The following is a 24,420-nucleotide window of genomic DNA, read 5'->3' on the forward strand; positions in this document are numbered from 1 at the left end:
AGTGGGCAGATCTGTTGGCCATCATCGGGCAGTTTTACTGGCCACCAGCGGGCACATCAACTGGCCGCCCGTGGGCAGAAACCAATGGCCATTGACACCAATACGGCCGAGAACGCAGTTGGGACTTCTGCTTCAACTACTTTCAAAGCAGCCCCGAGCCCACCCGAAGTATGGAGCTCAGCTGCCTCCAGCTCGGCTACTATCTTGCCAGCTGGGGCATGTTGCGAGGCTCCTCGTACCTGTTCCGTGAGACCAACGCCCGGCACTACCGGCAAGCGGTCGAGGTCATAGAACGGTACAACCCGCAGATGATGAAGATCAGCATGCAGCGGTTCAAAGATTCCAGCACGCAGGAAGTGCTTCTTGCCGCTTATGCTGACCTGCGTAATGCCCTCTTGCCCCAAGGCGGCTCGTCCCGGACCCTCGTCAGCAAGGTGATGATGGGGACCTGGGGGGTCTTGCCCTCTTTCGATACCTACTTTGTTCGAGCGTTCAGGGGACTGGCTGAGAGCAAGGCGGAAAGAAGCGCATTCAACACAGTCGGAAGTCGTTCGCTCGCGTTGCTGGGAGAGTTCTACGCGCAGAACAAGGAGGAAATTGAGGGCCTGGCGCAGCGTTTTAGCACCGTGGACTTCAGTACAGGCGAAGTCACTAGCCGTCCCCTGAGCCAAGCCAAAATCGTTGATATGTTCGGATTCCAGCGTGGCTTTAACGGCTAATACTCCTGATCGAGCTCAGTAGGGCTTATGTCCTCTGATCCAAGATCGGCAAGACAGCTAGTCCTGCTTCACTGACCAGCCGTGTTCCTGAGCCAGAGCGGGGAGGTAGCTGCGTCGGACGGTCCAGATGCCGTTCGCTTTGGGTGGGTCCTGCCAAGCGTCCTGGCTGTCCAAAGCGCCTTTATCTCGTAGCTTCCGCAGCGTTGCCCTCAAAGTCCGGTCCGATAAAGGCCCGCCTGATCTGTTCAATAGTTTCGCAGCTGCTTCATCGGCGCTCAGATGGTCTTTCATGCGACCATCTTGTCATCTCGCTATCCGAGGAACTTTTTCGGTAGGCAATCGGATTTCCAACCGTCGGTTTTGAGCAACTTGGAGTATTAGTAAATGGCCGGATACCCTGACATGCCCGAACCTTATTCCGTCGATCTGCTTGTCTCGACCGCCACACTCGACCCCTTTGGACGCCGTAACGGTAACCAAATCACGGCGACAGTTGTCGTATATATGCGTGACTCAGGATTCGTCATTGATCCAACAGAACCGACCGGAATCGGGGGTCCGCTTCTTCCGGAAATCAAAGTGGCAGCAGGACTTGTGGCCTCCACGCTGAAGGCCACTGCAGCAGCCGTGCGTTGGGCCGCACGTGCGATTCAACAAAGGCAGCAGGCAAAGTTGAACGAACGCCTGCCACTCGTATGGGTTCAGTTCACGGCGAGGCACCAAGGTGGAACTTTGCCGCTTCCTGATGCCGGTTTGCTCGCCGGTATTATTGCCGTTCTTCCAGGATTGTTGACGCATCTGGACGAGAAGTTTCCTAACCGTAGGTTCATATTTGCCGGCGTCTCCAACTGGTACAGGGCTGTCGACGATGAGTTCCACTCGCGGCGGATTAGCTTTGACATCCAGGGAGAACACCTAAGTCCGGGACGCCTTCTTCGCATGGTGGAGCATCTTGAAGACGGCCTTACTTCTTGGGAGATACGCGTCAGCGTCGTCAAGAACCGCAAGTGGCTCCCGCCACGCGTCAGGGTGGAGAAGTCTTAGGCACTCTCTGCCGGCTACACGAGATGAGATAGCTGGGTCTGGGGCAGAACCTCCTGTCAAAGCGGGACGTGGGTTGCCTGCCGTACGGCGAACGCGTCCGATCAAGGCCGTCACCTCGTCATACCGCGGGCAAGCCGGAACCTTCTGCGGAAGCCGGCGAAGCGTCGCCTGTGGGAATCCCGGCGGCCTGGCGGAGGTATTGGTAGACGGTTTCGCGGCTGATCCCGTAGTCCCGGACCAGTATCGACTGCAGGATCCCGACCGCGGCGCGGCAGGCCAGTTCGGCGGCCCTTTCCGGAGTAAGGGTCTTTTTGCGTCTGCAGACATGCGAACCTCCGGATTGGAGGGCGGCAGGGGCTGCTTCTTGCTATATGAGGACGATAAGCTACTGAAATGGCGCGAACCGGAGGATTGGGACCGCGGCACGAACCGTCATGGTTCATTCGGGACGTAGTGATCGTTTTGATGATTGGACTGCTGCTCGCCGCCTTGCAGATATGGGCGGACGGCAGCCGGGCGGATCAGTCTGAAAGACTGGAAAATCTGAGGTTTGTTCGGGACCGTTCTTCTACTACTACTCAGTTAGACCGCCCGTTTAGCGGCATTGACCTGACGGGAATGAGTTTGTCCGGTTTGTCACTTGCCCGAGCGGATTTCAAAGGCAGTCGACTGGACGAAGCGCGCTTGACACTCACGGACCTCAAAGGCGCCGATTTCCATGATGCCTCTGTGCGGAATGCTAACTTCGGGGAAGCTGACCTCTCGGGCGCCACGTTCCAATCCACGAAGGCCGATGGCGCGAATCTCGAGAGAACGAGTTTGGGGCACGCCGTCTTGATCGACAGCTCCTTTGAGGGCGTCAATTTTAGCGGTGCCGGTCTTTCTGACGCCGATTTGACAGGGAGCTCATTTGCCCAGAGTAACTTTTCGGGGGCAAGGCTGGAAAGAGTTCGACTAAACGGCGCAGACTTTTCGAGCTCGCGCAATCTCGATACGGTGACCTTCGATCAGATTTGCTACGACGAAGAAACGAAGTGGCCCGATGGATTTCCTGCACCACCTCAGGCCGGGGACGACACCTGTGAGGAATTCGCAACCTCTACTTGGCGTCAGACTCCTTACGGGTAAACCACGAGGCAGAGCATCTTAAGGGGTGCTTGGATACATTTGGGATGCTCCACCCCTGGCCGCCGTCTAAGAAGTAGCCGGTACGCTCTCATCCGCGTCTCAAATAAGGATCGTTTGCTGGGACCGGCGGCACGGGCTGCCGGCGGCCGAGCGGGGTCCCGGTTTTCCTGGACCCGCCTCGTCTCATCAATATGTCTCACTTCCAATATTCCCAGGAAAAGAAAATAGAACCTTTGATGCGACTAAGAGGCGGCATGGCAGGCATCGGATACGCCCGGGTCAGCACTCTGGAGCAGAACGCGGACCTGCAGCACGCGGCGCTGAAGGCCGCCGGCTGCAAGAAGATCTTTACTGACCAGGGCGTGAGCGGCACGCGGGCCAGCCGGCCCGAACTGGACAGGATGCTTGAGCACCTGCGGGGAGGGGATGAGGTGGTGGTCTGGAAGCTCGACAGGCTGGGCCGCAGCACCCGCAGCCTGCTGGCCCTCATCGATGAGCTGGAAGGCCGCGGCGTCCACTTTCGTTCACTGACCGAGGGCATCACCACCACGGGTGCCATGGGCAAGGCCATGCTCACGGTGATGTCCGCGTTCGCCCAGCTCGAACGTGACCAGCTGGCCGAGCGGACCAGGGCAGGCATGGCCGCAGCCGCCGTCAACGGGCGCAGGGCCGGACGGCGGGAAATCACCGCAGGGGACCGGAACGTCCAACGCGCCCATGAGCTCAAAGCCCAGGGCCTCAAACCTGCCGATATCGGCAAGATCATCGGCGCCAGCCGCGCCACCGTCTACCGGTATCTCAGCCTGGACGCCGACTGACGGGGAAGGCTGTAAGCCGTGAAAAAACCACGGATGGCTAGTTGTGCTTTTTCCCGCTCGGGGGCGGGACGGGCCTTCGCCTAACAGCCGCCGCAGATCCGGTCAGACCAGCCAGCGCCGCCAGCGTGACTGCTCCGGTTCCGGCGTCGGTTCCGGCTCCGGCTCCTCGCCCAAGGCCAGCGCGGCCTCGACGATGTCGTCCGCGGTGAGCGTCATGACGGCCTCACGATCGAGCGCGTCGAGACTTTGTTCCTCGTCGAGCGACAGCCGCAGCGCCTGGCGGTTGAGCGCCTGCTCGAACAGCGTGCGGGCGAACCGTGCGTTGCCGGAGTCCTCGCCCGCGTGGAGCCCGGTGAAAATGCGGCGCAGCATCTGGTCCGCACCCGGCTCCAGCGTGTACTCGTACTGGGCCAGCATCTGGTGGAAGATCGTCTGGAGTTCGTCGACGGAGTAGTCGGGGAACGTGATCTCGCGGGCGAATCGGGAGCGCAGTCCGGGGTTCGAGAGCAGGAAGGACTCCATCAGCCGCGGGTACCCGGCCACGATCACGACCAGGCGGTGGCGGTGGTCCTCCATCCGCTTGAGCAGGACCTCGATCGCCTCGGGGCCGAAGTCCGTCCGGCCGTCCTCCGGGGCCAGCGCGTAGGCCTCGTCGATGAACAGGACGCCGTCCAGCGCACGCCGGATCACCCGGTCCGTCTTGATGGCGGTCGCGCCGACGTACTGCCCCACCAGGCCCGAACGGTCGACCTCGACCAGGTGGCCTTTCTGCAGCAGACCGACCGCGCGGTACATCTCGGCCAGGAGCCGCGCCACGGTGGTCTTGCCCGTGCCCGGGTTTCCGAGGAACACCAGATGCTGTGATGTGGCCACCTCCGGCAGGCCGTGCGTCTTACGGCGGGCCTGGACCTGGAGCAGTGCGACGAGGGCCCGCACCTGTTCCTTCACGGTCTCCAGTCCGACCAGCGCGTCGAGCTCGGCCTGCACCTCGGACAGCGGCCGGGCCGGCCCGGGCCTCGCACCGATGAGATCGCCGACCAGGTCGTCGACGCGCTCCGAACCGGGCCGCTTGAGCTGATCGGCCAGATGGCCGATGGTTTCGCGCAGGTCGTCGAGCGGATTGCGGCTGGCAGCCATGCATCCACTGTAGTACTCGATTCCCGACGTGGGGTTGGCCTCACCAGTATCAACTCCCTTTTGGTCGTTGCTGGCAGGGGTTCTTGCCGGCGTCCGACTATGGAGCGTTCATCAACAGACGTCAGACTGGGTCCTGTCGCCTAAAGAAGTTCCTTCCAAAGTGCAATTCGCCGACCGCGAATATAACTGCGGTCCCGACCCTAGGCCCGCCGACCACGATCTAAGCGCCCTAACCTCGCAAGGTAAGACAGCCGGGGGAGGAGAGATTTTTGCGCAGCAGCCTTCTGCCGAGGCCAGAGTGTTCATCGTCGTGCAGACAGACGAGGGTGCTTTCGGCTGCGGCCTCATGGGCGGGCCCTAGTCCATCGACGCTGCCGCGAGCACGCGGGCACGGTACTCCACTGGGCTTAGGCCCTTGAGCTTTATGGAGATTCTTTCGGTGTTGTACCAGTGGATGTATTCGTGCAGCGCTGATGCCAGGGCTTCGGTGTTGATGAATGGCCCCCGGTTCCGGGTGTTCCTCCATTGACTCACGTCCGGCCGCCGAGGTGACCCATGACAGGCAGGCTGGTGGCCGTCGGGCCGGTCGCCGGGGACAGCAAACCGGGACCGCGTCAGGACGACACTGTAGCGCCTGAGGCACCTTCACCCGGCTTTTTTGCGGGCAGGGTATACGCGAATCGGAAAAGCCAGCATCTGTAAGGAATTTTCCCGGCGGGGGAGGGGCTGAGGGATGTCGCGGTGGGGGACCCTCTAACTGGACGGCAAGACGGGCCTTATGGCGGTGTGCCGATCCTCTCGCTTTGTGCGGTTAAACAGTATCGGCGGGCCGCAGGCCAGCTGGAAGGGCTGCCGACGGCCCGCCGGCCTGTTGGGGTGTTTAGGCGCCGAGGTCCGCGGCGTTCATGTTCTTGAAGGCCTCCGCAACCGAGGGGTTCGCTGCGATCATTTCGTCGGCGAACTGTTCGCCGGTGACGCGGTACTGAGTCAGTTCGTCAGAGTCTGCCTTGAGCTGGTCCGCGACCCCGGTCCATCCTTCGGGGGTGTTCTCGGTGGACTGGATCCGGGGCAGGCCGGCGAGGACCATCCGGCCGGCGCGGCCGCCGCTGACCTGGAACATGTCGCCGTGCACCGTGGTGTCCTGGTGCGAGAGGTAGGCGACGAAGTTCGCAACATGCTCCGGGCCGAGGCCGTCGCGGAGGGTGGTGATGATGTTGGGGTCGCTGTAGGCGCTCTCGGTCATCGGGGTCCAGGCGGTGGGCATGAGCGTGGAGACCTGTACGCCGACGCGGTCGCCCTCCATCGCCAGGGTGTTGCCCAGAGCCCAGATCGCGCCCTTGGCTGCACCGTAAGCGGCGGCTCCGGGGTTGGCCAGGATGCCGCTGGAGGAGACGAGGATCAGGCGGCCGGAGCCGGACTTGACCAGGTGCGGCCAGGCTGCGCGGGAGAGTTCGGCCGTGCCCTTGAAGGAGACATCGAACACCTTCCAGAATTCCTCGGACGACTGCTCGCCGAATAGGCCGACGCGGATGATGCCGGCGTTGTTGACGACAACGTCGAGCTGGCCGAAGGCATCGAGAGCGGTCTGCACGATCGCGGGGGCCTGATCGGCGACATCGTGTACATCGGCGACAGCGGCTCCGCCCGCGTCAACGATTTCCTTCACCACCTGTTCGGCGTGTTCGCGGGAGACATCGTTTACCACGACCCGTGCGCCGCGGGATGCGAGGGTGATTGCATCGGCCTTGCCCATGCCTTGGCCGGCGCCGGTAACAATGGCAACGCGCCCTTGGAAATTCAACAATTCCATCATCTCCTTGTGACGGGCCCGAAGGCCCTTCCTTTTAGAATCGTCGGCTCCCGACGGGGGTCGACAGGCTTTGCGGGGGACCCTCGGTTCGAATACTTCCGGGGCCGCTCCATGTCAGACAGTCCATCGCCCCAGGGTGACGACAGGCCGCCGTCCGACGGCTGCAAAAAATGTTGACATGTCATCCACCTTAGGACGGAATGCTTAAACCCTCAAGTTTTAGGGGATTGCCCGTTTGTACCGTCTCTCGTGGGCAAGGGGCCGGCTGGTCAATGGTGCACCTGCCGGACGGCGGTGAGACGGCCGCCGCCCTGGATAGGGTTCGCAGGCCCGCCAGCCTGGGGTTCTCCAGCTGTTTATCATGTATACGCGGGGCCGGGATGGTCTCTGGTGCGCAGGAATGCCTTCGCTCTTGTCCACGTTCGACCCATCTGGGTGGAGTCAGTGGCCGTTTCTTCATGCCACACGAAACCTTGCCACGCATTGTCGAAGATCTCTTGGCACGGTGGCCTGCTATACGTGTTGAATAGGCCGGATAACCACTTCGTTGATGCCGGTACGTCTCGGGTTTGGCGACGACGAAGGCGATGGTTTCTGCTATGTCTTCGGGTGAAGTTTTCGATGTCGCCGAACACCTGTTTGTCGTGTTCTTGTTTCGACTCCCGCTGCTGGCGGAGGAGCTCAGCATTCACCATGCCGGGCTCGATTACTGAAACCGCACGTTCTTAGGCGAATTCCTGAAGCGAAGAATGTCGCCGGTGGCCTCCGCATTCAGGCGGCCACCGGCGATGCCAGGGACGGTACGGTTGGCGCCGCCTGAAACGGACAATTCTCGCCGTCCGGAAACCAAGGTGGCCTTCGCCGTCCAGAATGGAGGGCTCGATGAAGCTCGGCTGGGGCCGCACTGAGGGGTGCGGCCCCAGCCGAGCCCTGTCTAACTCCTATTTCGTAAGGGGGTGCTGGACACGAGTTAGGCTGACGCTACGGTCTGGGAATGGAAAGGCTCTCGCAAGGTGGATTCAGGGATCCAGGTGAAGCGGTCCACTTCGAAGATTTCGAAGTGGCTGCAGAACCCGATGTCGTCCGCGGCTGCTTCCTTCCATGCTTCCGACTCGGCGATCTTGGCTTTCGACTCTTCGGAGTCGAACATCATGACCACGACCGCGTCCGGCTTTGGGGCTCCGCCGATCACTGGCCAGCCCTCTTGTGGGTCCTTGTTCATGAACGACTCGTACCAAACAAGGCCGGGGATTCGCATGCCGATTTTCGCGTGTACGTCCCGGTAGTGGGTGCGGAAATCCTCCGCGCTTGTGCCGGCCCAGCGGTAGACCTCGAAGGCAAGGCAGGGTCCGTTGTTTGCCATGGTCGTTTTTCCTTTCAGTGGATTACACATTTTGCAGGGGGGTCGAATGTGTGGTTGCTGCGTTCTGCCTGGGCGGGGGCTATGCGGGCGTGATCCGAATGGGTAGCGACTTGGGGCCGGACAGGAAGTTCGCGGCCACGAATCGCGGCTCGCCGGTGAGTTCTACCTTCGCCAGGCGCGGCAGGAGCTCCTCGAGCAGGATCCGCATTTCGAGCTTGGCCACGTGCTGGCCGATGCACTGGTGGGGACCAAAGCCGAAGGCGAGGTGCTTGTTCGGCTTTCGGGTGATATCGAATTCGTTCGGGCGCTCAAAGACCTCCTCGTCGCGGTTCGCGGAGGGGTAGAGCAGCATCACGCCGTCGCCGGCCGAGAGCTTGCGTCCACGGAATTCGGTGTCCTCGGTCACGGTCCGGAAGAAGTGCTTGACGGGCGAGACCCAGCGCAGGGCCTCGTCGACGACGCCGGGGATGAGGCTGGGATCGGCGCGTACCGCGTCGAGTTGCTCCGGGTGTCGCGCGAATTGTTCGATGGCACCGGAGATGGTGGAGGAGGTCGTGTCGTGTCCGGCGGTCGCGATGGCGACGTAGTACCCGTTGACGAAGGACTCCGGAAGGTAGTCGCCGTCGACCTTCGCATTCGCGATGATGGAGGCGAGGTCATCGGTGGGGTTCTTCCGGCGGTCGGCCGAGAGTTCGTTGAAGTAGCGGAAGAAGTCCTGCAGAGTTGCCTTCCACGCTTTCATACTCGCGCCCTCGCCGTCCTCGACGTCTTCGCGTTTGGAGTCCTCGTCTGTGGTGCCGAAGAGGGTCTGGGTGAGGGTGAGCATCATCGGCTCGTCTTCCGGTGGAACACCGAAGAGCGTCATGATGACGCGCAGCGGGTAGTACAACGAGAAGTCCTTGACGATGTCGACCTCGCGTTCACCGGTCAGGAGTTTGTCCACGGATGCGCGGGCGAGTTCACGGATCGCTTCCTCGCGCTTGCGCACGTTGGCCGGCATGAACCAGGCGCTTGTGACGTTCTTGATCTTCGTGTGTTCCGGGGCATCCATGTAGGCCAGCGTGTCCTGCGTTCGCGCGCCGTTGTTAGCGGTCTTCAGGTATTCGCGCCCTGCCCTATCAACGAGGAAAGGATCGGCGTTGCCGCTCGAGAAGATCTTGGGGTTGCGCTCGATCTCGAGGATATCGGCGTGCTTCGTCGCCAGCCAGGTGGGGTCGTAGCCGTCGAGCTCTGCCAGGCCGAACGGATTATTGGCCCGCAGCCAGGCGAGGGCCGGGTAGGTGCGCGTCTGCTCCTCGGCGTAGGAAGCGGGCAGCATCACCGCCTCGGCAATGTCCTTCGGGATTCTCGCGGTATCGGTCAAGGTCTCAGTCATGGTGGTCCTTCAGATGGTCCGAACGTAAGTGTGGCCGGGCCGCGGGGTACAGGCGGATGCCCCTGCCGGTACCCCGCGGCACCGGGTTAGGCGTTGCCGCTGGCGGCCGCCGCAAGGAACGGGCAGCCCAGGGCCGAGGCCTCCTCGCGTGCCGAGCTGATGCCGCGCAGCAGGTCTGCAGCCTTCTCGCCGATCATGATCGATGGGGCGTTGGTGTTGCCGCTGGTGATCTGCGGCATGATCGACGCGTCGGCGATGCGCAGCCCGGTGATGCCGTGGACGCGCAGTTCCGCATCCACGACGCCGGTCTCCGGGGTGCCGATTCGGCAGGAACCGGCGGCGTGGTACATATGCTGTGTATCGGCGCGTACCCATTGCTCCCGCAGGGCGCCGGTGACAGTGGCACCGGGGTTCACTTGCTCCTGCATGATCGAGCGCAGTGGTGCCTGCTGGGTAAGTTCTGTCACGAAGTCCAGCGCGCGGAGGACGGCGTCCACTTCGTGCTGCTGACTCAGCAGATTACTGACGATGCGCGGAGGAGCCGACGGGTCGGCCGAGCGGAGTCTGACGGTACCGCGGGAGCTCGGACCGTTGTAGGACAGGCCGATCGACATGCCGAGCGTGTTCGGGGAGCGGAATCCGTGGTCCCAGAACCATCCCGGGACGAAGATCATCTGGAAGTCCGGGCTCGCGAGGGAGGGATCGGAGCGCCACATGATCGCGGCCTCGCCGGCGTTGGAGGTGAGCACGCCTGTGCCCGATGTGCGCCATTGCTCGGCCGCGGCAGGATCGGCCGCTACGGCCAGGGTGTTGTCCGCGTCCGTCGCGTAATGGGTGAGAGTGAAGGGGTGGTCCTGGAGGTTGCGGCCAACCTGGGGTGAATCGAGCACGACGTCCAGTCCGAGGGCGCGCAGCTCGTCTGCCGGGCCGATGCCGGAGAGCATGAGGAGCTTCGGGGTGTTGTAGGCTCCGGCCGAAAGCACGATCTCGCGCTCGGCACGCGCTGTGACGAGGTCGCCGTCGTGCTCGAACTCGACGCCGACCGCGCGCCCGGACTCGATGATGATCCGCTGCACGTAGGCATTGGTCACGAGCTCGAAGTTCTGCCGGGCCAGTGCGGGACGCAGGAATGCGTCCGCTGACGAGGAGCGCCGTCCGTCGCGGCCGGTGACCTGCAGCAGACCGACACCGGCTTGCTGGGCGCCGTTGATGTCGTCATTTCGCTCGATGCCGAGCTGGGTCGCGGCCTCGATGTAGTTCTGTTCGTAGCCTGAGAACCAGCGCTTGGTCGTCACGCCCATCGGCCCGTCCGTGCCGTGGAATTCGTCCGTGATGTCCGTGTTCGCCTCGGACCGCTTGAAGTAGGGCAGCACTTCGTCGTAGGACCAGCCGGTTGCCCCGTGCTCGCTCTCCCATGAGTCGAAGTCTTCGCGGGTGCCGCGCACGTAGAACATGGCGTTTAGCGAGGAGCTGCCGCCGAGTACCTTGCCGCGCGGCATGAACAGCCGGCGGCCGGCGAGGCCCGGCTCGGGATCGGAGTTGTAGTTCCAGTCCTTTTCGCCCTGGAAGAGCCCCGCGAACAGCAGGGGGGTGCGGATCAGGTCATCGTCGTCGCTGCCGCCCGCCTCCAGGAGCAGGACGTTGTAGCCGTCCTCGCTCAGGCGGCCGGCGACGGCGCAGCCGGCCGAACCGGCACCGACGATGATGTAGTCGTACTCTTTCATGATTGTCTTCCTCAGTTCCTGTGTCCTGGATGGTCAGCTCGCGTTGCGGGCCGGATCACGGGGCGTTGTAGATCGTCTTGAGACTCTGGTACGCGGCGAGCCCCTCCGGGCCCTGTTCCCTGCCGAGGCCGCTGGCCTTGACGCCGCCGAACGGTGAGCCGATGTCGTGGCTGTAGAAGTTGATGCCCACACCGCCGGTCTGGATCCGTCGGGCGACGTCGAGGGCGCGCTCCGTGTCCTGCCCCCAGACGGAACCGCCGAGGCCGAAGTCGCTGTCGTTGGCCATCGCGATGGCCTCCTCGATGGTGTCGTAGGGGATGACGGCCAGGACGGGGCCGAAGATTTCCTCGCGGGCGATCGTTGCGTCGTTGGTGACGTCGGCGAAGACTGTGGGTTCGATGAAGAAGCCGCGGTCGAGATGCGCGGGGCGCTTGCCGCCGGTGGTGATGCGCCCGCCTTCGGCTACGCCGCGCTCAATATAGCCTTCAACACGTGCGAGCTGCCGCTCGGAGACGAGCGGGCCGACCTGCGTGGCCGGATCCAGTGCGTCACCGATTGTCAGCGAGCCGACGATGTCCGTGATCTGGTCGACGAATTGCGAGTACCGGGAACGGGGGGCGAAGATGCGTGTGCAGACATAGCAGGTCTGGCCGTTGTTCTGCAGGGTCGCGTCGACGAACTCCGCCGCAAGGGAGGGCAGGTCCGCGTCCTCGAGGAGGATCGCGGCGGACTTGCCGCCGAGCTCCAGTGTTACGGGGCGCAGCAGCTGGCCGCACGTGGCGCCGATGCTGCGGCCGGCTTCGGTCGAGCCGGTGAAGCCGACCTTGTCCACACCCGGGTGGCCCACGAGGTAGGCACCGACTTCGCGTCCTGCGGGAACGATGTTGAGCACGCCCGCGGGAACACCGGCTGCGTGGGCCGCTTCGATCATCGCGTACGCATCCAGTACGGTTTCGGGTGAGGGCTTGATGACCATTGTGCAGCCTGCCGCCAGTGCCGGGGCGATCTTGACGAACGCGAGAGCCTGGGGAAAGTTCCACGGGACGATCGCGGCGACGACACCGACGGGCTCGTGCCGCACGCGCGTCGGGCGGCCGAAGACGCCGGCGCGTTGCTCCTCGATGCCCTGCTCGCGGATCAGGCCCGCGTAGTAGCGCAGGGCGATCGCCGGGAATCCGCCTTCGACGGCCTGCGCCATCGAGATCGGCATGCCGTTCTGGCTGCTGACCAGGCGGGCGATCTCGGGACCGCGCTTCTCGAGCTCGTCAGCGAAGCGCTCCATGACCTCGGCCCGGCGGCTGACGTCCCACGAGGCCCATCCCTGTGGATTGTCGAAGGCCGTGCGGGCTGCGGCGACGGCCCTGTCAATGTCCTTCTCGACGGCTTCAGGGACCTGCCCGAGGACCTGTTCCGTCGACGGGGACACGGCGGTCAGCACCCGATCGGTCGAGGGTTCGACCCAATCGCCGCCGATGTACAAATGGGTCTTGGTGATGGTTTCGTCGGTGACGATCATGGCATTTCTCCTCATGGTGGTGTGGCGACCGGAAGCCCGGTCATGGTGCGCAGGCGATCGAACGCGTATAAGGGGCTTACGAAGCGGCTCGACGCCGAACCGTGGGGACGGGCCGGAAGCCCGCCATGGGGAAGCTCAGCCCTGCGAAGCCGGGGTCCGGACGCAGAGCCCATCATGCTCGGCACGGAGTACCAGCTGGCAGGACAGGCGTGATGTCGGCTTGGCCTCATCGAGGAACTCGATGAGGTCCGCCTCTTCCGGTGCAGGTTCATCGAAGGTCTGCTGCCAGGGCTCGTCAATGTAGACGTGGCACGTGGCGCAGGAGCAGCCGCCGCCGCACTCGGCCACGATGCCCTCGATGCCGCGCAGGGTGGCAACTTCCATCAGGCTCATGCCGGGCTCGACCTCGACGGGCTGTTCTGTTCCGTCGGCTGTGACGTAGGTGATCTTGATCATGGAATTCCTTGCTTGATCAGGCGGGCACGAGGTCCCGCAGGGGAATTGATGGGTCGGGAAGGAGGTCAAGGGACGGGGCAGCGTTCGAAGCGATCCACTTCTTTCCGGCCATGAAGTCTTTGGCCGCGTTGACGGCCTCGACTGCAACGACGCGGTCGGTATCGTCGAGGTGGTATACCGCGAACGACTCGGAGGAAGGTTCGCCGCGCACGACCGTGCGGGTCGACCCGGCGAGCAGGCCGGCGATCTTGAGATTCACGTCGTACTGGTCCGACCAGAACCAGGGGACTTCCGCGCGTGGGGCCGGCCGGCCGGTGATGGCCGCAGCGGCCTGCTTGGCCTGCTCGGTGGTATTGGGGATGCTCTCGAGCCGGATCCGTCCCGGGTAACCCGGGACTTCCCGGCGTGTGACGTCGCCGACGGCGTAGACGCCGGCCAGGTTGGTACGGGCGGATGAGTCGACGAGGACGCCGCCGTCGCACTCGGCCCCGAGCTCTCGCAGGAGCTCGTCGCGGGGTTCGGCTCCGACACCGATGACCACCGCGTCGCACGACAGCCGCGTGCCGCCAGCAAGCAGGACGGCCTCGACGCCGCCGTCCTGGCTGCCAACGACCTCGCTGAGGGCTGCGTTGACGCGGACATCGACGCCGTAGTTCCGGTGGATCTCGGTGAGGGCCTCCGAGAGTACGGGACTGGCGACGCGCTGCAGCAGCCGTTTCTCCCGTTCGATGACGGTCACCTCACACCCGCGGCTCCTAGCCGCCGCAGCGACCTCGAGCCCGACGAAACCGCCGCCGATGATGACGATCCGTGAGCCCGATTCAAGCACCGAACGGAACCCGAGGGCGTCCCGATAGGTCCGCAACGACCAGCAGCCGCGTTCGGGCAGCCGGTGCGGCAAGGTGCGTGCACGGGCTCCCGTTGCCAGAACCAGCTCGTCAAAACCGAGACTGTTTCCGTCGTCGAGCATCGCGGTGCGTGCGTCCAGGTCGATCGACTCGACGCGTCGGCCGAGCTTCAGTTCGATGTTCTGGTCTGTGTAGTAGGACGGGGCGCGCAGCAGGTCGGCACCTGTGTCCGCGTGCAGGTACGCCTTGGAGATCGGCGGGCGGTGGTAGGGGTGCTCCTCCTCGTCGCCGACGAGCGTGATGGGCCCGGCATGCCCGTACTGGCGCAGCGTCGCTGCAGTTGCCGCCCCAGCGTGCCCGGCACCGACAATGAGAACGCGTGAGCCTGAGGCGCCGGAGGATGTCGGCGTAACGGAACCGGTGCTCATCATGCCGCCTCGAACCGGATCGGCAGGGTCTTGGGTCCCGACAGGTAGTTCGCCTCGACATAGTTCACGGGGCCGGCCAGCTCGATCGACTTCAGGCGGGGCAGCAGCTCCTCAAAGAAAATCCGCATCTCCAGCTTCGCGACATGCTGCCCGATGCACTGGTGCGGGCCGTATCCGAAAGCGATGTGCTTGTTCGGCTTGCGGGTGAGGTCGAAGGAGAACGGATTAGTGAAAACTTCCTCGTCCCGGTTCGCCGACGGGTACATCAGCATGAGACTGTCGCCGGCGCGCAGCTGCTGACCACGGAACTCGGTGTCTTCCCCGATGATGCGGTGAAAGTGCTTGACCGGAGAAGCCCAACGCAGGGCCTCATCCACGAGGCCAGGGATGAGTGAGGCGTCAGCACGCACCGCCTCGAACTGTTCCGGATGGGCCGCCAGCTGCTGGATGGCCGTCGCCGTCGTCGCCGACGTCGTGTCATGGCCGGCGGTTGCGATGGCAATGTAGTAGCCGTTGACAAACGAGTCGGGCAGGCGGGCTCCGTCGACTTCCGCGTTCGCGATAATCGAGGCCAGGTCGTCCGTCGGGTTCAGGCGCCGATCGGCAGACAGCTTGTCGAAGTACTCGTGGAACTCGACAATCGCCGCCCGCCAGGCGCGGGCCGCAGCCTCAGGAGTGGCCGGAACATCCTTGCGCTGCTGCTCGGGATCCGAATTGCCGAACATATCCTGGGTCAGCTTGAGCATCGTCGGCTCGTCCTCCGGCGGAACGCCGAACAGGCTCATGATCACCCGCAGCGGGTAGTAGAGCGCGATGTCCTTGACGAAATCAACCTCACCGCCATAGGAGAGAAGTTTTTCCACGGACTGCCGTGCGATGCCGCGGATTGTCTCTTCGCGCTTGCGGACGTTCGCGGGCATGAACCAGGACGCTGTGACGTTCTTGATCTTCGTGTGCTCGGGAGCATCCATGTTGGCCAGCGTGTCGAGGCCACGCCTGCCCTCGTTCATTTCGCTGAGGAAACGGGTGTCGACCAGCGAGTTGATATAAGGCTCGCCGAGACCGCTGCGGAAGACCGTCGGGGTCCGCTCGATCTCCATGATGTCGGCGTGTTTCGTCGCCAACCAGATGGGAGCGTAGCCTTCGACCTCGGCACGGGCGAAGGGCATATTGGCTCGCAGCCACGTCAGGGCCGGATGCACGATCCCTGCTTCATCTGCATACGAGGCGGGGAGGAGCACGGACCTGGCGATGTCATCCGGAATGACGATCTGGTCCTGGGCAGCGACAGTAGACATAGGAATCTCCTGGTTTTGGCTCACCCCGAGGGCGGGGCGGGGGATGATAATGGGAGGTTTGGCCGCGGCGGGCGGGATCAGCCGAAGACGCTCTGATCCTGGTCACCCTGCGTCCATACGACGCGCAGGTGCATCCGGGACAGGAGCCAGCCATCGGGGGTGCGGCGGAACGTCCATTCATAGGGCCCGCCGATGTCGTAGTGCTTTGCGGGAGTCGCCGGGTCCTGGACACCGGCGAACCAGAGATAGGCCGTCCCGGTCGCGGTGTCCCCGTCGATCTCGAACTGCATGTTCGTCATCGAATGCTGCATCGCGAGGTAAGGCTCCTCCGCGGCCTCGCAGACTTCACGGATCTTTTGCCGGCCGTGATGCGTTCCAAACGGGCCGAAGTCGAATTCCGCATCCTCGACAAAGCACAGGCTCCAGGCTTCCCAATCCTTCGCATCAGAGGTGCGGCAGTACCGGTTCATGAGGGCTGCGAGAGCTTCCTTATCCTCGAGGACCTGCACGCGGTGCTCGAGACGCTTGACGTAATCAATCAGAGCGGAATCGGTTCCTGAACGTGCAGTCTGTTCTTCAACGGTCATGGTTCTCCCTTTCGCCTGCCGTCCTGTTCGCAAACTTCGCCGTTCGCCATGGCGGTTATGGATGTCGTGGGCTCCGGTGGGCTTCCTCTGGCCCGGATATGGATGGGCGGGTTCACCGGATACAGCAAAGCTATCGGTGTGACTGTCCTCACGGTAGGTGGCGGTTTGTTATCAGGTGATAGCGGCAGGGCATCACAGTCAGGGGCGCTCTTCGGCAGCGCCGTCTCATGGAACCGCCCGCCACCTCAGGGCGGACGGGCGGCAGGCAACGTCGCCATCTCCGGGGCGGGACGGGGATGCCGCAAGGGGGTCATAAGAGACAGGAGGGTGCGCGAAGAGTTGGGCTCGACGGTGGGCCGCTAATTCCCCGTACCGCCTGAAGCTGTTTTGTGCCGCAGCCGAGATGATCGTCCTGAATGGGGCAGCGCCCGAGGCTCCGGCCCAGACGGTCCTCGTCGAGTACGAGATGTAGCCCGACACGTTGGGTGTTGGCCGATCGTGCCACGCCAGACAGGATCAACGCCTGACGGCCCTTGGCCGGTGCCGGTGGGGCAGGCATACAGCTCCGGAATATTGCCGGGCCGCTGGCTCGCCGGTTCTCCCGTAAGAATCGGCCTGATGGCGGCCGACTGGAAGGGTAGCCATATACTTGAACAGACTGTGTCTGCAGTCACATGTCACATCGGAAGGAGATCGCCCATGGACGTGCGACAACTTCAAATGTTTATCGCTGTAGCCGAAGAAGGCAGTATCCACGGCGGTGCCCGCCGCATGATGGTGGCGCAGCCTGCCATGTCAAAGGCGTTACGCAGTCTCGAAAGGCAACTGCATACACAACTGGTTCAGCGCTCATCCCGAGGCATTGAACTCACCACAGCAGGGGAAGTGCTGCTCGGCCAGGCCTACGAGATCGTACGGTCGCTGGACCGGACGGTCGACCTCGTGCAACAAGCCGGACGCGGCCAGAAAACCCTGACCGTGGGGCTGATTTCCGGAACTGCGTCCGCATCCGAACTGACCTCCGATATCATTCAGGGCTTCCAGCGTCTTTGCCCCAGTGTCACGGTCACGGTCCGTGAACTGGACTTTGCCAATCAATTCTCTGCAGTGGTGGACGGGCACGTTGATGTTGCTCTGGTGCGGGCTCCGTGCAGTGACGAGGGGGTCAGCGCAACGCCCCTTTTCGCCGAACCGCTGCTCCTGGCGCTCCGGTCCGATCACAGGCTGGCAGCAGAAACCGGAATTTCCGCCGAAGATATCTTGGACGAAACGATGCTGGGCATGGCCGATGCCCCGCGCCCTTGGACGAGCTTCTGGCATCTGAACGATCTGCGCAACGGTGCGCCCAGAATCGATCAATCCGTTCGCACCCTCGCGGAACTGCAATTCGCGCTGATGGGCAGCAGGGAAGTGGTTATACCGATGACGCTCACGGCATGGCGCATGAGCGCCCACCATTCCGATCTGCGCGCGCTGCGTATCGAAGATGCACCTCCCTCCACCGCTGTAGCGATGATCCGTCAGAACGAAGACCGCGAGCATGTCCTGGCCTTCAACGCTCATGCGCGCGAGGTTTCGCAGCTGCATCTGGAGAAGGTGCCCGAAGCGGTACAGCCGGTGTAGCTGCACTCAGGAGTGATACCGCCAGGCTATCCCCGCATAACCAACCGGCCCTACTGCCGTGAGTCCTTCCAGCCTACGGTGGATGTACCGCTGGGAGCGGCCGGTCTGGCCGCTCCAGGCTGTCCACGTCGTCGAGGGCTTTCACAATGTCAATGAGCAACCCGACGTGCATTGGACAGCGGCCATGAGGGTGCGGCTCCGGCCCAGTGGACCGGAGCCTTGACCATCCCAGACACCGTTGCCTGCTAGGGAGGGAGTTGGGACAACTGAACGGTAAGAGCTTTCTGATTGCCGGTGGAGCAGCATGGATACAGCGGAAGCGCGGCTGTTTCGACACAGGGTGGGTCTGGAGTCATCGGAGACATCCTCGACGACCGTGACCGGGGACCTGCCGATGAGCTCCAAAACCCGCGGGCCGGAGGTGCGGTTTATCCACCTGAACCAAGGATCCAGTCCATATCTAACAAAGGACAAGCCATGACCATAATGCAGGCCTACCAGATGGTCGCGTGGGGCGAGCCGCCCGAATACCGTGAGGTCCCGGTGCCAGAACCCAAAGCGGGGCAGTTGCTGGTCAAAATGGCCGGTGCCGGCCTGTGCCATACGGATTTGACCATCATTAACAGCCCTGCCGGATACTGGCCGGACCCGCCTTTCACCCTGGGCCATGAGAACGCCGGCTGGGTGGCGAAAACCGGGCCCGATGTGCGTGGTATCAAGGAAGGGGACGGCGTCCTTATTTCCTCCATGTTCTTCTGCAACTACTGCGATAAGTGCGCCAGGGGATTGCATGAGCAATGCCGCAATATCGGTCTGCCCGGCTATGGCGTCGGCTATGACGGAGGCCTCGCAGAGTACATTCTCATTGAGGCGAAACATGCCGTACAGCTGGGCACGCTTGATCCGGTCAAGGCAGCCCCTCTCGCGGATGCCGCGGCTACGTCCTACCACGCGGTCAAGCTGATGATGCCGCAGCTTGTGCCCGGATCAACCGCCGTCGTCATTGGCGTCGGTGGCCTTGGGGCCTACGCCGTGCAGTATCTCAAGCAGCTCACGGGGGCCCGGATCATTGCAGTAGATACCATCAATGATCGCCTTAGCAACGCCAAACGGCTTGGTGCAGATGAAACCCTCATTTCTGACGAAGAAGCTGCTGAGAAAATTCAGCGCCTGACCCAAGGAGGTGCCGACGCCGTATTCGATTTCGTCGGCAACACGCCAACACTCACCACAGGTATCGCCTCTCTTAGCCAGGGGGCCAGGCTCGTTGTTGCCGGTATCGGTGGGGGTGAAATTCCCATGGGCTGGGAAAAGATTGCGATGAACGCCGGTTTCATCAACACGCGGGGATTCAGTCTCCCGGATCTCAACGAAATCGTGTCTCTTGCCCGCGACGGCCGCATTGAAATGGCAGCCACCCACTTTGAATTTAGCGATATCGAGACGGGGCTCCACGCCCTTGAAACCGCATCTGTCGATGGGCGCGCGGTTATCACCTTCAGCTAAGGCAGCATCATTCCCAATCCACGGTCTGCCTGGATCGAGGTGGTGCAACCGATGGACTTCGTGCTTGGCTGCCGCCGGACCTGCCCGTTCCTGGTTCGTCGTCCTCTGTGTATGTTGCTTTGTCCGCAGCCTGCGGGCGCGAACGGCCTTGCAGCTGGCGGATGGGCTCGCGGCCGCAGATGATCCGAGGTAAGAACCCTGGGTCTGCTCCGTTTGATGCGGATGTGCCTGGTTCCGCAGGCGTCTTGATGCTGCCGAGGGCTGCCTGTGAGGTAGCCGGCTTCGCCGAGACGCTTCCTGTTGAGGTGCTGGAAATCAGACTTACAACCCGGGGGGCCCAACACCGACGACGCCCCTCTGGTGACCCTAGGCCGCCAGAGGGGCGTGTCCGGCGCCGCACAGGGAAAGCCATCGCTGTCGAGGCCAGTGGCGCGGCCGCCCGGGTCTGTCAGTGGTGATAGGTGCCGGCCCCAGGTCAGCATTTACCGACCGGGGCCCTTTCCCTTGGCCTCTTTACGGCAGGCGCGGGTGCCCGAAACACTGGGGCCTACCTTGGCCGCATTATCCCTGCTGGGGATCCGGAATTCGGGCTTCTCCCGAGGTAAGCTGCGCCCCGAGAATGGTTCATCGAATTGGCCGACGGCGGTCGTCCGAATTCCGCATCCTCTGCGGTGTCCGGAACACCGGCAATACCGGATCCCTTTCCTGCCCGCCCTGGCGCTACCCACCCTTGGTGAAGATGTATCCACGCAGGCTCGGTTATGCAGCCTACTGGCCGCGTCACCAGGAGGAGCGGGTGGAAACGCTGACGCTCGCCCCTCGTCTTGCCGGTGGTTTCCGGGCGACAGGCCGGTGTGAGCGATGGGGGACGGAATCCGTTCTCAGGAGGACATGTCGCGGTAGCGCACCGCCTCGTCCAGTTTTTCCCGGACCTGGCCGGGTGTGGCGGGCTGCGGGTCTTCGTAGAGGCCGCCTGCACCGGCGTAGATGGATACGTACGCCGGGGTGTCGCGCTGGAATCGCCAGCCCTCGGCAAGTGGGCCTGCATCGACCGTGTCGTAGCCGATGCGGTCCAGGAACCGGGCGGCGGTCGTCTTGGCGTCACCGTCGTCGCCGGCGATCGGCAGTGCGGCGCGGGTCCCGGTGCCTGCCGGACGGGCCAGAGCCTCCAACGCCGGAGCCACGATATTGCTGAAGGCCTTGACGACCTTTGAGGTGGGCAGGTGTGCCTGCAGCAGCTCACTTGTTGTCGTCGATTCGTCGTCGAGTCCGGTAATCCGGCCGTCGCGATCGGGGTAGTAGTTGCCCGTGTCGATCACGACCTTGCCCGCCAGAGGCTGGACCGGCACCTCACGATAGGCCTTCAGCGGGACCGCCACAATCACAAGGTCGCCTTGTTCGGCGGCCTCCGCAACCGTCCCGGCCCGGGCCTGGTTCCCGAGCCCCGCCACCAGGTCTGCAAGTGTTTCGGGTCCCCGCGAGTTGCTCAGCACCACGTCGTAGCCGGCCGCCACCGCGAGCCGGCCGAGAGCGCCGCCGATATTGCCGCTTCCAATCAGTCCGATTGTCGTCATGCCATTGCCATCCTTCATTCTTGTTGTTCCTGCGTGTACCCGGCGAACCGCCGGAGGGACGGGGGTCATAAAGTCTGGTCTGTAGGCCGGATGACGAGTTCGTTGACCGAGATGCGGCGCGGATTGGTGACGATATAGGCGATCGCTTCCGCGATGTCGTCGGCATGCAGTTTCTCCACCCGCGCGAACAGTTTGGTGTAGTGCTCCTGGGTGGATTGCTGCTGGTGGCCGAACAGTTCCGTGTCGACGGCCCCGGGTGCGATGACGGAGAATCGCACGTTCCGGTTGGTGAATTCCTGCCTCCAGGCTTCGGTTGCGGCCGTGACGCCGAATTTGGTCGCGTTGTAGATGGCGACCCGCGCGTTGGGTACGCGTCCGGCGATGGAGCTGATGTTGACGACGTCGGTGACCTTTCGTTCACCGGTTTGCGCGCCGTCGAGCAGATGGGGGAGGGCGGCCTTGGTGACGTACATGAGCGCCTTGAGATTCAGGTCGACCATGCGGTCCCACTCCTGCAGCGGGGAGGTGACGGAGTCGCCGTTGAGCATGGTGCCGGCGGCGTTCACCACGGTATCCAGGCGCCCGAATTCGGCAACCGTCTTTTCGACCACGTCGGCGGCGGCACGGGCGTCAGTAACGTCCGCTTCCACAATGGAGGCACGGCCTCCGGCGGAGCGGATGTCGGCGGCGAGGGCCTCGAGCCGTTCGCGCCGGCGGGCAACAATCGACACCGCGGCACCTGCTCCGGCCAGTCTCTTCGCAGCCGCCCGGCCGATACCGCTGGAAGCTCCGGTGACGAGGGCTACGGTTCCGTCGAGGGTTTCTGGCATGTGTTGTTCCTTCGGGTCGTTCGGAATCGGTGGCCTCAGAATTGTGAAGGCCGGCGTTCGCTGGAGGGGTACGGCAGTTCCGGAATGAACCGCCACTGTGCCCCGAACCCGTCGGCGGGTTCGATCACCGCGGCCATTTCATCCTCGGTGTAGGGAACCTGGACTTCCTTCAGATGGGTGCGAACCCGCTGGGGGTCCGCGACCAGGAAGCTGACGCCGTAATACAGGTCGCGGCCCTCGGGCAGCTTCGCCGCATAGGGGCTTCCCGGGTTGGGAACGGCGAATTCGAGCACGGTGTCCGCAAGCCGGATGAAGGTACTCTCCGCGTCCAGTGCGGCGTTGTATCGTTGGGCGATGATTTTTCCATCCAGTACGTCAAGGTACAGCTTCGTGACACGGGCGAGGTCGGTGGTCAGGATGGTGTGATGCGAGGTCAGTTCGATGGTGAGCGGATCGTCAGGATCGACCGAGGGGCCGGACCAGTCGGGGCGCAGCCGTGGATCCGCCTGCCGGGAGTAGTACTCCCAGTGGCGCTGACCTGTTTCCTGGAATTCGTACCGGATGCCAGTGTCTTCGGGCAACGTGAACCCGGTGAAAACGTCGGGCGCGAAGGAAGAGGTAGGAGGCTTGGCGCCGGTGATGAGCTCTCCCTGCTGGTCGTGCGCCCGGATGCCGGCACCTGCCAGCTTCTCGAACATCCCCACGGCATCATCGGTGTACCAGCCCAGCCCGATCATCCCATCGGTGACCCCCTTGTACCGGGTTTGGCCGGCGAGGGCGCCCTGAGCGTGGAGCGTCGGGCACAGGAAAACCCAGTGAATATCCGTGATGAAGGCAAAGAACGAATAGTTCACCGGATAGTCGGGGTTGAGCAGGTTCAGATCGAGCGTCTCTTCCCACCGAAGATCGGGACGAGCGAACACCTTCCGGAACCACGTCCGGGCCTCCTCCAGATCGGAAACGGCCAGGGTCGGATGGTAGAGGGCGGGCACGTTCGGAGCCATGGTGCACCTTTCATTGAAACTTTTTGAACGGATAACTTCAGGGGGTTGAGGCGTCAAAATGGGTGGCGGAGTGGGTGTGCGCGAGCTGTGTAAGTCGGTGCCTGATAGCGGTCGGGGCGAGATCTCGGATATCGCCGAACTGGGCGAACATCTGCCGGATCCCTCGACCTGCTGCGAGGCCCCGTTCCTTGAACAAGTCACAGGCCTCTGACCAGTCATCCCGTGGTGGCATAACCGGCCCCTAGGGTGGCATGGGTGGCGGCGTGCCGAGCGACGAGGCGGCCGAAAACGGCGCCCTTGCCCAGTGAGGTGCCGGTCATATATGCGGCGCCGTGGAACCCGCCGGTGACCTCGCCGGCCGCGTACAGGCCCTTGATGACCTCCCCGTCGACGTCGACCACCTCTCCGCTGGTGTTAATGGTGATCCCGCAGTAGGTCGTGGTCATTAGCGACTTGGCCGGATAGGCGTAGAACGGTGCCTGGTCAATCGGCAGCAGCTCACCGACTCCGTTGCACAGGCTGGTCCGGCCTACCTCGTCCTCCTGCTGGCCGGTGGCGGAGGCGTTGTACCGGGCCACGGTCTGAACGAGGGCGGCGGGGTCGATCCCGGCCACCTCGGCGAGTTCTTCGAGGGTGTCGGCCTTGTGCACGTGGCCGATGTCCTCCAGCGTATCGATGTCCTTCAACGGAATGCCCCGGTGGGACTTGGCCCGGACCCGGGCGTCGAAAATCTCGAAGCCGAGCCCCTCGGGCTGACCCAGCACCTCCCTTCCCAGTGTCTTGTAGTTCTGGGACTCGTCCACAAAACGCCGGCCGTGCTTGTTCACGATGACCGCGCCCATGTAATAGGCCGTGAGCAGCTCATGGAACTCATCCCCCGTGTCCGGGTGGGATCCGTAAGTGCCGCTGACGAAGGACATGTCGGCCATGCCGGCCCCGAGCCTCCACGCCATTTTCAGCCCGTCGCCGGTGTTGCCCTTGCCGCCGTAAGGGATCGCGGCGAGCTGTTCCGGGGCGAAGATCTTCAGCAGTTCGGTGCCGCGGCTGAAACCGCCGGTAGCCAGGACCACTCCGCCGGGGGCAGTGAACAGCTCCTCGCCTGCCGGAGTCTGCACCAGTACGCCGGTGACCCGGCCCGAACCATCCTGGACCAGCTTCACGGCGCGGTGTTCAAGGAAGGTGCGTCCCCCCGCAGCGGTGAAGTCGCGGTGGAGCCCGGCCAGCACGTCCTTGATGACCGAGTTGTGGCTGCGCCGGGCTGACTGGCCGGAGCTGATTTCGACCTCGCGGAACTCGACTCCGTGGTCCTTCAGCCACCGATAGGTTTCCTTCTGGTGGGCCAGGTACGCCTCCAGCAGCGACCGGTCGTTGCGGTGCTCACCGACCTCAAGCAGATCCTGAAGGAACAACTCAGCGGAGTCGTCAATGCCCTCCGCGGCCTGCTCCTCGGTGCCAGTGAAGGCGAACCAGCCACCGCTCATGGCCGAAGAGCCGCCCAACGCGTCGGTCTTCTCCAGCAGGGCAACGCGCAGGCCGGCCTCCGCCGCCGAGGTCGCGGCCGACTGCCCCGCGATACCGGAGCCGACGACGACCAGGTCGTAGGTGTGTTCGGGTGTAGACATGCTCCACTCT

At 63.4% G+C, this 24,420-nt stretch carries 20 protein-coding genes and 2 pseudogenes; 6 read left to right on the plus strand and 16 right to left on the minus strand.

The window, feature by feature from the left end; translation table 11 throughout:
* Positions 1-170: 170 nt before the first annotated feature.
* Both AC5RWU_RS17250 and AC5RWU_RS17255 read left to right on the plus strand, forming a co-directional pair.
* The gene (locus AC5RWU_RS17250; RefSeq protein WP_494037106.1) at positions 171-719 is read left to right on the plus strand and encodes a hypothetical protein; all 549 of its coding nucleotides are present in this window, start codon (positions 171-173) and stop codon (positions 717-719) included.
* Between the two features lie 384 nt (positions 720-1,103).
* On the plus strand, positions 1,104-1,763 hold the full coding sequence (locus AC5RWU_RS17255; RefSeq protein ID WP_494032110.1) for a hypothetical protein: 660 nt from the start codon (positions 1,104-1,106) through the stop codon (positions 1,761-1,763).
* A 118-nt stretch (positions 1,764-1,881) separates the two neighbouring features.
* On the opposite strand, the pseudogene AC5RWU_RS17260 reads toward AC5RWU_RS17255, so the two are convergent.
* Positions 1,882-2,079: pseudogene (locus AC5RWU_RS17260) on the minus strand (helix-turn-helix domain-containing protein); the annotation flags it as partial.
* 137 nt (positions 2,080-2,216) lie between these two features.
* Here AC5RWU_RS17260 and AC5RWU_RS17265 point away from each other — a divergent pair.
* Together AC5RWU_RS17265 and AC5RWU_RS17270 are read left to right on the plus strand one after the other, a co-directional pair.
* Entirely contained in the window at positions 2,217-2,891 is a 675-nt protein-coding gene (locus tag AC5RWU_RS17265) for a pentapeptide repeat-containing protein (RefSeq protein WP_494032109.1), read from the plus strand.
* Positions 2,892-3,145: 254 nt separating this feature from the next.
* The gene (locus AC5RWU_RS17270) at positions 3,146-3,709 is read left to right on the plus strand and encodes a recombinase family protein (RefSeq protein WP_494032108.1); all 564 of its coding nucleotides are present in this window, start codon (positions 3,146-3,148) and stop codon (positions 3,707-3,709) included.
* A 102-nt stretch (positions 3,710-3,811) separates the two neighbouring features.
* Here the strand turns inward: AC5RWU_RS17270 and AC5RWU_RS17275 are convergent, their stop codons facing one another.
* The 11 genes and pseudogenes from AC5RWU_RS17275 to AC5RWU_RS17325 all read right to left on the minus strand — a co-directional run bounded on the left by AC5RWU_RS17275 (position 3,812) and on the right by AC5RWU_RS17325 (position 16,251).
* The gene (locus AC5RWU_RS17275; RefSeq protein WP_494032107.1) at positions 3,812-4,846 is read right to left on the minus strand and encodes an AAA family ATPase; all 1,035 of its coding nucleotides are present in this window, start codon (positions 4,844-4,846) and stop codon (positions 3,812-3,814) included.
* Between the two features lie 357 nt (positions 4,847-5,203).
* A pseudogene (locus AC5RWU_RS17280) lies at positions 5,204-5,344 on the minus strand (IS3 family transposase); the annotation flags it as partial.
* Positions 5,345-5,726: 382 nt separating this feature from the next.
* A complete protein-coding gene (locus AC5RWU_RS17285) occupies positions 5,727-6,659 on the minus strand; it encodes an SDR family NAD(P)-dependent oxidoreductase (RefSeq protein WP_494037107.1) in 933 nt (310 codons plus the stop codon).
* Positions 6,660-7,626: 967 nt separating this feature from the next.
* Complete coding sequence (locus AC5RWU_RS17290) at positions 7,627-8,019, minus strand: EthD domain-containing protein (RefSeq protein ID WP_494032105.1); 393 nt, start codon at positions 8,017-8,019, stop codon at positions 7,627-7,629.
* Positions 8,020-8,098: 79 nt separating this feature from the next.
* Positions 8,099-9,394: a cytochrome P450 gene (locus AC5RWU_RS17295; RefSeq protein ID WP_494032104.1), complete on the minus strand. Its 1,296-nt coding sequence runs from the start codon at positions 9,392-9,394 to the stop codon at positions 8,099-8,101.
* Between the two features lie 86 nt (positions 9,395-9,480).
* Positions 9,481-11,118 carry a GMC family oxidoreductase gene (locus AC5RWU_RS17300; RefSeq protein WP_494032103.1) on the minus strand — a complete coding sequence of 546 codons (1,638 nt, stop codon included), beginning with the start codon at positions 11,116-11,118 and terminating at the stop codon, positions 9,481-9,483.
* Positions 11,119-11,173: 55 nt separating this feature from the next.
* A complete protein-coding gene (locus AC5RWU_RS17305) occupies positions 11,174-12,634 on the minus strand; it encodes an aldehyde dehydrogenase (RefSeq protein ID WP_494032102.1) in 1,461 nt (486 codons plus the stop codon).
* Positions 12,635-12,769: 135 nt separating this feature from the next.
* Positions 12,770-13,090: a 2Fe-2S iron-sulfur cluster-binding protein gene (locus AC5RWU_RS17310; protein WP_494032101.1), complete on the minus strand. Its 321-nt coding sequence runs from the start codon at positions 13,088-13,090 to the stop codon at positions 12,770-12,772.
* Positions 13,091-13,106: 16 nt separating this feature from the next.
* On the minus strand, positions 13,107-14,369 hold the full coding sequence (locus AC5RWU_RS17315; RefSeq protein WP_494032100.1) for an NAD(P)/FAD-dependent oxidoreductase: 1,263 nt from the start codon (positions 14,367-14,369) through the stop codon (positions 13,107-13,109).
* On the minus strand, positions 14,366-15,664 hold the full coding sequence (locus tag AC5RWU_RS17320; RefSeq protein WP_494032099.1) for a cytochrome P450: 1,299 nt from the start codon (positions 15,662-15,664) through the stop codon (positions 14,366-14,368). The genes AC5RWU_RS17315 and AC5RWU_RS17320 overlap by 4 nt, the downstream gene beginning before the upstream one ends.
* A 77-nt stretch (positions 15,665-15,741) precedes the next feature.
* The gene (locus AC5RWU_RS17325; RefSeq protein ID WP_494032098.1) at positions 15,742-16,251 is read right to left on the minus strand and encodes a nuclear transport factor 2 family protein; all 510 of its coding nucleotides are present in this window, start codon (positions 16,249-16,251) and stop codon (positions 15,742-15,744) included.
* A 699-nt stretch (positions 16,252-16,950) separates the two neighbouring features.
* On the opposite strand from AC5RWU_RS17325, the gene AC5RWU_RS17330 reads away from it, so the two are divergent.
* On the plus strand, positions 16,951-17,874 hold the full coding sequence (locus AC5RWU_RS17330; protein WP_494032097.1) for a LysR family transcriptional regulator: 924 nt from the start codon (positions 16,951-16,953) through the stop codon (positions 17,872-17,874).
* A gap of 477 nt (positions 17,875-18,351) precedes the next feature.
* A complete protein-coding gene (locus tag AC5RWU_RS17335) occupies positions 18,352-19,380 on the plus strand; it encodes an alcohol dehydrogenase catalytic domain-containing protein (RefSeq protein ID WP_494032096.1) in 1,029 nt (342 codons plus the stop codon).
* Between the two features lie 881 nt (positions 19,381-20,261).
* Here AC5RWU_RS17335 and AC5RWU_RS17340 read toward each other — a convergent pair.
* From AC5RWU_RS17340 to AC5RWU_RS17355, 4 genes are all read right to left on the minus strand, one after another.
* On the minus strand, positions 20,262-20,954 hold the full coding sequence (locus tag AC5RWU_RS17340) for an NADPH-dependent F420 reductase (RefSeq protein WP_494032095.1): 693 nt from the start codon (positions 20,952-20,954) through the stop codon (positions 20,262-20,264).
* Between the two features lie 65 nt (positions 20,955-21,019).
* A complete protein-coding gene (locus tag AC5RWU_RS17345) occupies positions 21,020-21,784 on the minus strand; it encodes an SDR family NAD(P)-dependent oxidoreductase (RefSeq protein ID WP_494032094.1) in 765 nt (254 codons plus the stop codon).
* 35 nt (positions 21,785-21,819) lie between these two features.
* Positions 21,820-22,788: a VOC family protein gene (locus AC5RWU_RS17350; RefSeq protein ID WP_494032093.1), complete on the minus strand. Its 969-nt coding sequence runs from the start codon at positions 22,786-22,788 to the stop codon at positions 21,820-21,822.
* Positions 22,789-23,003: 215 nt separating this feature from the next.
* Positions 23,004-24,410 carry an FAD-dependent oxidoreductase gene (locus AC5RWU_RS17355; RefSeq protein WP_494032092.1) on the minus strand — a complete coding sequence of 469 codons (1,407 nt, stop codon included), beginning with the start codon at positions 24,408-24,410 and terminating at the stop codon, positions 23,004-23,006.
* Positions 24,411-24,420 lie beyond the last annotated feature (10 nt).

Source organism: Arthrobacter sp. B0427-1-12 (assembly GCF_059092905.1).